Source organism: Streptomyces sp. NPDC058157 (genome assembly GCF_042884105.1).
Classification (GTDB): domain Bacteria; phylum Actinomycetota; class Actinomycetes; order Streptomycetales; family Streptomycetaceae; genus Streptomyces.
In genome coordinates this window covers 25,515-38,009 of record NZ_JBHVUQ010000070.1, presented here as the reverse complement: position 1 = coordinate 38,009, position 12,495 = coordinate 25,515, and the positions used below count along the sequence as shown (strand labels likewise).

Genomic DNA, 12,495 nt, shown 5'->3' with positions numbered 1-12,495 from the left:
ACGCCCGGTTACATTCCGAACCCGGAAGCTAAGCCTTTCAGCGCCGATGGTACTGCAGGGGGGACCCTGTGGGAGAGTAGGACGCCGCCGAACAACCCGCCCTTTTAGCTCAGTCGGTAGAGCGTCTCCATGGTAAGGAGAAGGTCAACGGTTCGATTCCGTTAAAGGGCTCCGAAGTAAAAAGGCCCCCGCCTCTTGGCGGGGGCCTTTTTGCGTTTCCGGGGTCGGTTCTTCGTGGCCGGCCGGCCCCGGGCTGCTGCTGGGAGGAGCAGCCCAGGGCGGGGCCGTGTGCGTCAGGCGCCCTCGCGGGGGTGGGGGACGCGGAAGGCCAGGATGGCCATGTCGTCCGACGCGGGCTCGGCCGCGAAGCGTTCCACCGCGCGCAGGACGCGGGCGGCGACCGCGCCGGCCGTGAGGCCCGTACAGGTGGTCAGGACGTCGGCCAGGCCGTCGTCGCCCAGCATGCGCGAGCCCTCGCGGCGTTCCGTGACTCCGTCCGTGACGCAGAGCAGGACGTCACCCGGGTCCAGGGACAAGGTCTGCTCGTAGAGGTCCAGGTCGTCGATCACGCCCAGCAGCGGCTGCGGCTCCGCCGCCGCGGTGACCTCGCCGTCCGGGCGCAGGCGCAGCGGGAGCGGGTGGCCCGCGCAGACCACCTTCATCAGGGCGCCGCCGTCCGGCTGCGGGTGCAGTTCCCCGTAGAGGAGGGTCAGGAAGCGGCTGCGGGCGCCCTCGTCGAGGATGGCCGCGTTCAGCCGCTCCAGGACCGCCGGGCCGCCGAGGCCCTCGCGGGCCAGCAGGCGCAGGGCGTGCCGGGCCAGGCCGGTGACGGCTGCGGCCTCCGGGCCCGTCCCGCAGACGTCGCCGATGGCGAAGCCGTACGCGCCGTCGCGGATCGGGAAGACGTCGTAGAAGTCGCCGCCCACCTCGTTGCCCTCGCCGGCCGCCCGGTAGATGACCTCGACCTCCATCCCGGGGATGGCGGGGGAGCCGGGCGGCAGGAGGCTGCGCTGGAGGGAGCGGCTGATCGCCGTGCGCTCCGAGTACAGGCGGGCGTTGTCCAGGGCCAGGGCCGCCCGGCGCGACAGGTCGTCGGCCAGTTCGAGGATCTCCTGGCGGAAGTGCTCCTCGCTGGGCTTGCCCAGGGTGAGCATGCCGATCACCCGGTTGCGGGCGAGGAGGGGCAGGACCACCGTCTCGCCGCCCACCGCCGCGGCCGTCGCCGGCCAGGGGCGGGCACCGGCCTCGCGGACCGGCTCGGGCGGCTCCACCCGCGACAGCAGGGCCTTCAGGCCGTCGATGCGCTCCTCGTCCTCGTGTAGCACGTAGGCGAGGTAGGGGTCGGAGGCCTGGTCGGCGATCGTGTAGACGGCGCACCAGGTGGCCAGCGTCGGGACCGTCATCTGGGCCATCAGGGCCAGGGTCTGGTCCCGGTCGAGGGTGCCGGCCAGCAGGTCGGAGGCCTCGACGAGGAAGGACAGGGAACCGCGGCGCAGCCGCTCCAGCTCGCCCAGGCGGGCGGACTCCACGGCGAGGGCGATGCGGTCCGCGGCGAACTGGAGGCGCAGGGCCTCCTCGTTGGTGTAGCGGCCCGGCCCCTCGGCGGCGACCCCCAGGGAGCCGGTCAGCCGGCCCTCCACCTTCAGGGGGACGGTGACCACCGAGCGCATGCCGGTGGACTCCAGGAGCGGTACGGCCCCGGGGACGGCGGAGAGGTCGTCGTGGACGGCGGGCAGCCGGGCGGAGCCGTAGCGGCTGGTGCCGGCCTCGACGGGGACGCGGGCGAAGCGCTGGCGGGTGGAGGGCAGGCCCGTGGTGGCGCGGACCTCCAGCTCGGTCTCGTCGTCGGTGGCCAGCAGCAGGAACGCGGAGTCCGCGTCGAGCATGTCGCGGGCCCGCTCGACGGTGCGCTGGAGCAGGCCGTCCAGGTCGTCGGGGGCGGGGGAGCCGATGAACACCTCGAAGGGGTCCGCGGGGCGGGGCTCGGAGAGCTGGCCGTCGGAGGGCGCGGCCCGGACCGGGGTCTGGAGGAGGGCGCGCTCGTCGTCGTGGACGAGGAGGCAGACGATGGACGGCTCCCCGTGCGCGTCGCGGACGCGCAGGTGGGAGGCGTAGACGGGGATGACGCGGCCGTCGGCGCCGCGGATGCCGTAGCTGCCCTCCCAGCGGGAGAGCCGCAGGGCCTCGGCGATGCCGGTGCCGGTGCCGGGGGTCTGGGGCCAGGCGGCGAGCTCGGCGAGCGGGCGGCCGAGGACCTTCTCGGCGGCGTACCCGAAGACGTGCTCGGCGTCCTCGTTCCAGGCGGAGACGGCGTCGGCGGCGTCGACCTGGATGACGGCGACGCGGACCCGGCTGTCGGCCAGGGGCAGGAACTGGTCCGGGACGACGGGGCCCGCCGAGCGGGTACCGACCGGACGGTCCGGGAGGTCGAGGCGGAACCAGACGTGCTTGTGCGTGGCGGTGTACTCCACGCCCCAGCGGGTGGCCAGGGCGGCGCAGAGCATGAGGCCGCGGCCGCTCTCGCGGTCCGGGTCGGCGTAGGGCCGCTCGTCGGGGTGGCGCAAGGGGAGCTCGCGCTCGGGGTACCGGTCGGCGATCTCGACGCGTACGCCGTCCTCGGCGCGCAGGCACAGGACCTCGGCCTGGGTGCCGGCGTGGACCACGGCGTTGGTGACGAGCTCGCTGGTCAGCACCACCGCGTCGTCGACGATGTCCGCGAAGCCCCAGCCCTGGAGGGTGTCGCGGACGAACGCGCGGGCAGCGGCGACCGACCGCCCTTGCGGGGTGAAACTGGCAGCCGCCCGTGCCGTGATCACAAGTCTCCTTCGACGCGGTGGGTCATCGGATGCCAGGTTACTTACCTTCGCGGTCGCCGTGAGGCGGTCGTACGGGATTCCACCCGCAGGGTGCGGACCGTGTGCGAAGGTGCCGAAGTGTTATGGCCGGGTTCGGCCGGGGTGAAACACTGGGCAGGCTTGGAGAGCCGGCTCTTGGACAGCCGGGGATCCGGTGGAACACAGGTCGACCCTTTCGGGAGGGACACGGTGGAGTCTGGCGCAGCGGTGCGGCGTACGGGAACGCGCCCCAAGGGGGGCAGGGCCCGGCGGAACGGGACGACGGAGGTCGATACCGCCGCACTGAACCGGCTGCTCACGGCCCTGGTGTCGATGCGGGACGGGAACTTCCGCAAGCGGCTGACGGTGTCCGGCGAGGGCGTGATGGCGGAGATCGCCGCCGTCTACAACGAGGTCGCCGACCGGAACCTGCACCTGACCGGGGAGCTGTCGCGGGTCCGGCGCATGGTGGGCCGCGAGGGCAAGCTGAGCGAGCGGCTGGAGACCGGGGCCTGCGAGGGGTCCTGGGCCGCGGCGATCGACGCCTCGAACCAGCTGGTGGACGATCTGGCCCGGCCGGTGTCCGAGGTGGGGCGGGTGCTGTCGGCGGTGGCCGAGGGCGACCTGGACCAGCGGATGGACCTGCGGACGCAGGCCCCCGACGGGGTCGGGCACCCGCTGCGCGGGGAGTTCCTCAAGGTCGGGCGGACGGTCAACAACCTGGTCGACCAGCTGTCGGCGTTCACCGACGAGGTGACGCGGGTGGCGCTGGAGGTCGGTACCGAGGGGAAGCTGGGCGGTCAGGCCCAGGTGCGTGGAATGTCGGGTTCGTGGAAGGACCTGACCGATTCCGTCAACACCATGGCCTACCGGCTCACCGCTCAGGTGCGTGACATCGCCCTCGTCACGACGGCGGTGGCCAAGGGCGACCTGTCGCGCAAGGTCACGGTGCACGTGGCCGGCGAGATGCTGCAGCTGAAGAACACCGTGAACACCATGGTGGACCAGCTGTCCTCCTTCTCCTCCGAGGTGACCCGCGTCGCCCGCGAGGTGGGGACCGAGGGCGAGCTGGGCGGTCAGGCGAAGGTGCCCGGGGTCGCGGGCGTCTGGAAGGACCTGACCGACTCCGTCAATACGATGGCGGGGAACCTGACGGCCCAGGTGCGCGGGATCGCGCAGGTCACGACGGCCGTGGCGAACGGCGACCTGTCGCAGAAGGTGCGGGTCAGCGCGCGCGGCGAGGTCGCGCAGCTGGCCGAAACGATCAATCAGATGACGGAGACCCTGCGGACCTTCGCGGACGAGGTCACGCGCGTGGCCAGCGAGGTCGGCGCGAAGGGCCTGCTGGGCGGGCAGGCCCAGGTGCCGGGCGCGGCGGGGACCTGGAAGGACCTCACCGACTCGGTGAACACGGTCTTCCGGAACCTCACCACGCAGGTGCGGGACATCGCGCAGGTGACGACCGCGGTGGCCAACGGCGACCTGTCGCAGAAGGTCACGGTCGACGTGGCCGGCGAGATGCTGGAGCTCAAGAACACCGTCAACACGATGGTGGACCAGCTCCAGTCGTTCGGTTCGGAAGTGACGCGTGTGGCCCGCGAGGTCGGCGTGGAGGGTGAGCTGGGCGGGCAGGCCCAGGTGCCCGGGGCCGCCGGCACGTGGAAGGACCTCACCGACTCGGTGAACACCGCCTTCCGCAACCTGACGGGCCAGGTCCGCAACATCGCGCAGGTGACGACGGCGGTGGCCAACGGCGACCTGTCGCAGAAGGTCACCGTGGACGTCTCCGGCGAGATGCTCCAGCTGAAGGTCACCGTGAACACGATGGTGGACCAGCTGTCCTCGTTCGCCGACCAGGTCACGCGGATGGCGCGGGACGTGGGCACGGAGGGCCGCCTCGGCGGCCAGGCGCGGGTCGAGGGGGTGTCCGGGACCTGGAAGGAGCTGACCGACTCCGTCAACTTCATGGCCGGGAACCTGACCTCCCAGGTGCGTCAGATCGCCCAGGTGACGACGGCGGTGGCGCGCGGTGACCTGTCGCAGAAGATCGACGTGGACGCGCGGGGCGAGATCCTGGAGCTGAAGAACACCATCAACACGATGGTGGACCAGCTCTCGGCCTTCGCGGAGCAGGTGACCCGGGTGGCCCGGGACGTGGGTACGGAGGGCCGCCTCGGCGGCCAGGCCCAGGTGCCCGGGGTGGCCGGCGTGTGGCGTGACCTGACGGACTCGGTGAACGGCATGGCCGGGAACCTGACCTCGCAGGTCCGCAACATCGCGCAGGTCGCGACGGCGGTGGCGCGCGGTGACCTGTCGCAGAAGATCGACGTGGACGCGCGCGGGGAGATCCTGGAGCTGAAGAACACCATCAACACGATGGTCGACCAGCTCTCGAACTTCGCGGAGCAGGTGACCCGCGTGGCCCGCGAGGTGGGCACCGAGGGCATCCTGGGCGGCCAGGCCGAGGTGAAGGGGGTCTCGGGCACCTGGAAGGACCTCACCCAGTCCGTCAACTTCATGGCGAACAACCTGACCTCGCAGGTGCGCAACATCGCCGAGGTGACCACGGCGGTCGCCATGGGCGACCTGTCCAAGAAGATCACCGTCGACGCCAAGGGCGAGATCCTCGAACTGGTCACCACGGTGAACACGATGGTGGACCAGCTGTCCTCCTTCGCCGAGCAGGTGACCCGGGTGGCCCGCGAGGTGGGTACCGAGGGCATCCTCGGCGGCCAGGCCCGGGTGCGCGGGGTGACCGGCATCTGGAAGGACCTGTCGGACAACGTCAACACGATGGCCGGGAACCTGACGGCGCAGGTGCGCGGGATCGCCCAGGTCTCGGCGGCCGTGGCCAACGGCGACCTGACGAAGAAGGTCACGGTGGAGGCGCGCGGCGAGGTCGCGCAGCTCGCCGACACGGTCAACACGATGGTCAAGACCCTGTCCTCCTTCGCGGACGAGGTCACGCGCGTGGCCCGCGAGGTGGGCACGGAGGGCCGCCTCGGCGGCCAGGCGCACGTCCCCGGGGTCTCGGGTACGTGGAAGGACCTCACCGACTCGGTGAACTTCATGGCGTCCAACCTCACCGGCCAGGTGCGGCAGATCGCCATGGTCACGACGGCCATCGCCAAGGGCGACATGACCAAGAAGATCGACATCGACGCGCGCGGGGAGATCCTGGAGCTTAAGACGACCATCAACACGATGGTCGACCAGCTGTCCTCCTTCGCCGACCAGGTGACCCGGGTGGCCCGCGAGGTGGGTACCGAGGGGATCCTGGGCGGGCAGGCCCGGGTGCGCGACGTGGACGGCACCTGGCGGGACCTGACCGAGTCCGTGAACGAGATGGCCGGCAACCTCACCCGGCAGGTGCGGGCCATCGCGGCCGTGGCCACGGCGGTGACCCGGGGCGACCTCAGCCTGAAGGTCGACGTGGACGCGGCGGGCGAGATCCAGGCCCTCCAGGACAACATCAACACGATGATCGCGAACCTGCGCGACACCACCCTGGCCAACAAGGAGCAGGACTGGCTCAAGGGCAACCTCGCCCGGATCTCGGCCCTGATGCAGGGCCGCCGGGACCTCGACGACGTGGCCAAGCTGATCATGAGCGAGCTGACCCCGGTGGTCGCCGCGCAGCACGGTGCGTTCTTCCTCGCGGTGCCCACCGGCGGCAGCCCCGAGATCGGGACGGACGGCGGCGCGGAGGGCTCGTACGAGCTGCGGATGCGCGGGAGCTACGCCTACGCGGGCGGGCAGATGCCGATCTCCTTCCGGCCGGGGGAGGGCCTGATCGGGATGGTCGCCGAGGAGAAGCGGACGATCCTGGTGGAGAACACCCCGCCGGGCTACCTGAAGATCTCCTCCGGCCTGGGCGAGGCGCCGCCGGCGCACGTGATCGTGCTGCCGGTGCTGTTCGAGGGCAAGGTCCTCGGGGTCATCGAGCTGGCCGGCTTCCAGCCGTTCACGCAGATCCAGAAGGACTTCCTGAGCCAGATCGCCGAGATGATCGGCACGAGCGTCAACACCATCTCCGTCAACTCCAAGACGGAGATGCTGCTCAAGCAGTCCCAGGAGATGACCGAGCAGCTGCGCGAGCGCTCCGACGAGCTGGAGAACCGGCAGAAGGCGCTCCAGGCCGCGAACGCGGAACTGGAGGAGAAGGCGGAGCTGCTGGCCCAGCAGAACCGGGACATCGAGGTGAAGAACACCGAGATCGAGGAGGCCCGGCAGGTCCTGGAGGAGCGCGCCGAGCAGCTCGCGGTCTCGATGCGCTACAAGAGCGAGTTCCTCGCGAACATGTCGCACGAGCTGCGCACCCCGCTCAACTCGCTGCTGATCCTGGCGAAGCTGCTCGCGGACAACGCGGACGAGAACCTCTCGCCGAAGCAGGTGGAGTTCGCGGAGACCATCCACGGCGCGGGCTCGGACCTGCTCCAGCTGATCAACGACATCCTCGACCTGTCGAAGGTCGAGGCAGGGAAGATGGACGTCTCGCCGACGCGGATCGCGCTGGTCCAGCTCGTGGACTACGTGGAGGCCACCTTCCGGCCGCTGACGGCGGAGAAGGGCCTGGACTTCTCGGTACGGGTCTCGCCGGAGCTGCCCGCGACCCTGCACACCGACGAGCAGCGGCTGCTCCAGGTGCTGCGCAACCTGCTGTCGAACGCGGTGAAGTTCACCGACAACGGGGCGGTGGAGCTGGTGATCCGGCCCGCCGGGGCGGACGTGCCGACGGCGATCCGCGAGCAGCTGCTGGAGGCCGGGTCGCTGCGTGACGCGGACGCGGACCTGATCGCCTTCTCGGTGACCGACACCGGTATCGGGATCGCGGCGAGCAAGATGCTGGTGATCTTCGAGGCGTTCAAGCAGGCGGACGGGACGACGAGCCGCAAGTACGGGGGCACGGGGCTGGGGCTGTCCATCAGCCGGGAGATCGCCCGGCTGCTGGGCGGGGAGATCCACGCGGCCAGCGAGCCCGGCCGCGGCTCGACCTTCACCCTGTACCTGCCGCTGCACCCGAGCGAGCTGCCCCCGCAGGGGTACGCGCCGCCCGCGCCGGGCGGGGCGCGGAGCGAGTACCGCAGGGCGGTGGAGGAGGCGCTGCCGGTGTCGCCGCCGGCCCCGGTGGCCGCGCTGCCGACGGTCTCGAAGAACGCGGTCCCGGTGCGGCAGGCGCTGCCGGTGGCGGAGCCGGCCGGGCACGGTTCCTCGGCGCTGTTCCGGCGCCGCCGCAAGCCGGTGGCCGGGCCGCTGCCGCGCACCGAGGTGCCGGGGCAGCCGGACGGGGTGGCGTGGGAGGAGCAGGAGGCGGCGCCGGCGGCGGCGCGCACGTACGACTTCCACGGCGAGCGGGTGCTCATCGTGGACGACGACGTGCGCAACGTCTTCGCGCTGACGAGCGTGCTGGAACAGCACGGGCTGGCGGTGCTCTACGCCGAGAACGGCAGGGAGGGCATCGAGGTGCTGGAGCAGCACGACGACGTGGCGGTCGTGCTGATGGACATCATGATGCCGGAGATGGACGGGTACGCGACGACCTCGGCGATCCGGCGGATGCCGCAGTTCGAGGGGCTGCCGATCATCGCGCTGACGGCGAAGGCGATGAAGGGGGACCGGGAGAAGGCCATCGACTCCGGGGCTTCCGACTACGTCACCAAGCCGGTCGAACCCGACTACCTGCTGTCGGTCATGGAGCAGCACATGCGCGGGGAATGACCGGGGAGCGGGGCGTGACGGGAGGGCGCGGGGGGAACCTTCCGCCCTCCCGCCACGTTCCCGCTCTGTGCACAGTGACATCTTGGTGACAGGGTGTGGCGATCTCGGGAGTGGGGCTACGATGACCGGCACAAGGACGGACGGCGCGAAGACGCCGTCCTCTGGGGCGGGCCCCGGCACACAGGCCGGCGCCCGGAGCCGGGGAGGCCCCATGCCGGGGCGAGGAGGACAGGGCATGGTGCAGAAGGCCAAGATCCTCCTGGTCGACGACAGGCCGGAGAATCTGCTGGCGCTGGAGGCCATCCTCTCCGCGCTCGATCAGACACTGGTCCGGGCGTCGTCGGGGGAGGAAGCGCTCAAAGCGCTGCTGACGGACGATTTCGCGGTCATCCTGCTGGATGTCCAGATGCCGGGTATGGACGGGTTCGAAACCGCCGCGCACATCAAGCGGCGCGAACGGACCCGGGACATCCCGATCATCTTCCTCACCGCGATCAACCACGGTCCGCACCACACCTTCCGCGGCTACGCGGCGGGCGCGGTGGACTACATCTCGAAGCCGTTCGACCCCTGGGTGCTGCGCGCCAAGGTGTCGGTCTTCGTCGAGCTCTACACCAAGAACTGCCAGCTGCGGGAGCAGGCGGCCCTGCTCCGCCTCCAGCTGGAGGGCGGCGGTTCCAACGGCGACGGCAGCAAGGAGGCGGCCGGCCTGCTGGCGGAGCTCTCCGCGCGGCTCGCGGCGGTCGAGGAGCAGGCGGAGGCGCTGACCAAGCAGCTCGGCGAGGACTCCGCCGACGCGGCCGTGGTGGCGACGGCCGCGCATCTGGAGCGCAAGCTGACCGGGCTGCGCAGGGCGCTGGACGCACTGGAGCCGGGAGCCGGCGGGACCGCCGCCGTGCTCCCCGCCCAGGGCTGACGGACCGCGCGCGGAGCCCGGCTGGCGGGCCGTCAGGTCTGCCGGTGTGTCAAGAGGCGTACGGACGGGGCGACACGAACGGGTGAAGGGGTGGGCACGCGTGTCCACCGGCGCGCGCACCGGTAACCTCGGCCCCATGGCCTCAAGTACGTCCGGCAAGGGTTCCCAGAGCACCGCGGGCGCCGCGAAGGGCCGCTCCGGCCGTACGACGGCGCCGGCCAAGAAGGCGGCCCCGGCGCGCAAGCCTCCCGCGAAGAAGGCCGTGGCGGCCAAGCGCGCCCCGGTGAAGAAGACCGCCCCCAAGGCGGCGCCGTCCCCGACCGGGGGCGTGGTGTGGCTGGTGCGCGGCTGCTGGCTGGGGCTCGCGCACCTCGTCGGCAAGGCCTTCCGGGGCATCGGCCGGGGGGCGAAGAACCTCGACCCCGCGCACCGCAAGGACGGCGTGGCGCTGCTGCTGCTCGCGCTGGCGCTGATCGTCGCCGCCGGGACCTGGTCCAATCTGAGCGGGCCCGTCGGGGACCTGGTCACGATGCTGGTCACCGGGGCCTTCGGGCGCCTGGACCTGCTCGTGCCGATCCTGCTCGGGGTCATGGCGGTACGTTTCATCCGCCATCCCGACCAGAGCGACGCCAACGGGCGCATCGGCATCGGCCTGTCCGCCCTGGTCATCGGCGTGCTCGGGCTGGTGCACATCGCCTGCGGGGCACCCGGCCGCGACGAGGGCACCACCGCCATGCAGAACGCGGGCGGCCTGATCGGCTGGGCCGCCTCCAAGCCGCTGATCTTCACCATGGGCGCGCCGCTGGCCGTGCCCATGCTGGTGCTGCTCACCGTCTTCGGGCTGCTGGTCGTCACCGCGACCCCGGTCAACGCGATCCCGCAGCGGCTGCGGCGCCTGGGGATCCGGCTGGGGATCATCGCGCCGAACGCCTACGACGAGGGGTACGGGCAGCCCGGCGGCGCCGGCCGGCCCGACCGGCACGACGCCGAGCAGTGGCGGGCCCGTACCGAGGGCGCGGCCGGGCCGGGTGATCCCGCCGACGCCGCCGAGGAGGCGGCCCTGGCCAAGCGGCGCCGGCCCCGGCGGGCGGCCGCGCGGCCGGGGGAGCGGGAGATGGACGCCGTCGACGTGGCGGCCGCGGCCGCCGCCGCGCTGGACGGGGTGGTCTACGGGGGGCTACCGCCGAACCCGCTGGTCGCCGACCTGACCCAGGGGATCACCCCGCAGCGGGACGGGGTGGAGATCACCGCCCCGGTGCCGCCCGCCCGCGAGGAGCGGCCCTCCGTCCCCGCGGAGCCGGATCCGGCCGACGTGCCGCACGAGCGCACCGCCGCGGCCTCGGGGACCCTGTCCGTGCCGGACCTGACCAAGGCCCCGCCCGAGACGCAGGCGCTGCCGCCCCGCGCGGAGCAGCTCCAGCTGCGCGGGGACATCACGTACTCGCTGCCCTCGCTGGACCTGCTGGAGAAGGGCGGGCCCGGCAAGACCCGCAGCGCGGCCAACGACTCGGTGGTGGCGGCGCTGACCAACGTGTTCACCGAGTTCAAGGTGGACGCGCAGGTCACCGGCTTCACCCGGGGCCCGACGGTCACCCGCTACGAGGTGACGCTCGGCGCCGCGGTGAAGGTCGAGCGGATCACGGCGCTGGCGAAGAACATCGCCTACGCCGTGGCCTCCCCGGACGTGCGGATCATCAGCCCGATCCCGGGCAAGTCGGCGGTCGGCATCGAGATCCCGAACACCGACCGGGAGATGGTCAACCTGGGCGACGTCCTGCGGCTGGCGGACGCCGCCGAGGACGACCACCCGATGCTGGTCGCGCTGGGCAAGGACGTCGAGGGCGGCTACGTCATGGCCAACCTCGCGAAGATGCCGCACGTGCTGGTCGCGGGCGCCACCGGTTCCGGCAAGTCCTCCTGCATCAACTGCCTGATCACCTCGATCATGGTCCGGGCCACCCCGGAGGACGTCCGGATGGTCCTGGTCGACCCCAAGCGGGTCGAGCTGACCGCCTACGAGGGCATCCCGCACCTGATCACGCCGATCATCACCAACCCCAAGCGGGCCGCCGAGGCCCTCCAGTGGGTGGTGCGCGAGATGGACCTGCGCTACGACGACCTGGCCGCCTTCGGGTACCGGCACATCGACGACTTCAACCAGGCGATCCGCGACTGCAAGATCAAACTGCCGCCGGGCAGCGAGCGGGAGCTGAGCCCGTACCCGTACCTGCTGGTGATCGTCGACGAGCTCGCGGACCTGATGATGGTGGCCCCGCGCGACGTCGAGGACTCCATCGTCCGCATCACCCAGCTGGCCCGCGCGGCCGGCATCCACCTGGTGCTCGCCACCCAGCGGCCCTCGGTGGACGTGGTGACCGGTCTGATCAAGGCGAACGTGCCCTCGCGGCTGGCCTTCGCCACCTCCTCGCTCGCCGACAGCCGGGTCATCCTGGACCAGCCCGGCGCCGAGAAGCTGATCGGCAAGGGTGACGGGCTGTTCCTGCCGATGGGCGCGAACAAGCCGGTCCGCCTCCAGGGCGCCTTCGTCACCGAGGACGAGATCCACGGGATCGTCCAGCACTGCAAGGACCAGATGACCCCCGTCTTCCGGGACGACGTCACGGTCGGGCAGAAGCAGAAGAAGGAGATCGACGAGGAGATCGGCGACGACCTGGACCTGCTGTGCCAGGCGGCCGAGCTGGTGGTCTCCACCCAGTTCGGCTCCACCTCGATGCTCCAGCGCAAGCTGCGCGTGGGCTTCGCCAAGGCGGGGCGGCTGATGGACCTGATGGAGTCCCGGGGCGTGGTGGGTCCCAGCGAGGGCTCCAAGGCCCGCGACGTCCTGGTCAAACCCGACGAACTGGACGGGGTGCTGGCCGTCATCCGGGGCGAGGCGCCGTAGAACGGGGATCCGCCCGCCTCACCCGACCGTAGGGGGATCGGCGGGCAACCGTTTCCCTTGGGCGTGCGTCAAGTTGAGGGAGGCAGCGGCGGGTGGCGCCCTCGCCATACGGATGGCGTAGGAAG

4 protein-coding genes, 1 tRNA gene and 1 rRNA gene are annotated in these 12,495 nt (G+C 71.6%); 5 read left to right on the top strand and 1 reads right to left on the bottom strand.

Annotated elements, in window-relative coordinates:
* Together rrf and ACFVXK_RS19285 are read left to right on the top strand one after the other, a co-directional pair.
* Positions 1-93: ribosomal RNA gene (gene rrf / locus ACFVXK_RS19290) — 5S ribosomal RNA — on the top strand; the annotation flags it as partial.
* Positions 94-98: 5 nt separating this feature from the next.
* Positions 99-171, top strand: a tRNA-Thr gene (locus tag ACFVXK_RS19285).
* Positions 172-293: 122 nt separating this feature from the next.
* Here ACFVXK_RS19285 and ACFVXK_RS19280 read toward each other — a convergent pair.
* Positions 294-2,816 carry a SpoIIE family protein phosphatase gene (locus tag ACFVXK_RS19280; RefSeq protein WP_389613181.1) on the bottom strand — a complete coding sequence of 841 codons (2,523 nt, stop codon included), beginning with the start codon at positions 2,814-2,816 and terminating at the stop codon, positions 294-296.
* Positions 2,817-3,044: 228 nt separating this feature from the next.
* Here ACFVXK_RS19280 and ACFVXK_RS19275 point away from each other — a divergent pair, with 228 nt between their 5' ends.
* From ACFVXK_RS19275 to ACFVXK_RS19265, 3 genes are all read left to right on the top strand, one after another.
* On the top strand, positions 3,045-8,552 hold the full coding sequence (locus ACFVXK_RS19275) for a HAMP domain-containing protein (RefSeq protein ID WP_389613178.1): 5,508 nt from the start codon (positions 3,045-3,047) through the stop codon (positions 8,550-8,552).
* Between the two features lie 235 nt (positions 8,553-8,787).
* A complete protein-coding gene (locus ACFVXK_RS19270) occupies positions 8,788-9,468 on the top strand; it encodes a response regulator (protein WP_344165936.1) in 681 nt (226 codons plus the stop codon).
* Between the two features lie 136 nt (positions 9,469-9,604).
* A complete protein-coding gene (locus ACFVXK_RS19265; RefSeq protein WP_389613176.1) occupies positions 9,605-12,370 on the top strand; it encodes a DNA translocase FtsK in 2,766 nt (921 codons plus the stop codon).
* The last annotated feature ends 125 nt before the right edge of the window (positions 12,371-12,495 follow it).

What these genes read in the sequence shown, in the direction of transcription:
- ACFVXK_RS19270 (WP_344165936.1), top strand. Translation starts at nt 8,788, where the DNA reads ATGGTGCAGAAGGCCAAGATCCTCCTGGTCGACGACAGGCCGGAGAAT.
- ACFVXK_RS19265 (WP_389613176.1), top strand. Translation starts at nt 9,605, where the DNA reads ATGGCCTCAAGTACGTCCGGCAAGGGTTCCCAGAGCACCGCGGGCGCC.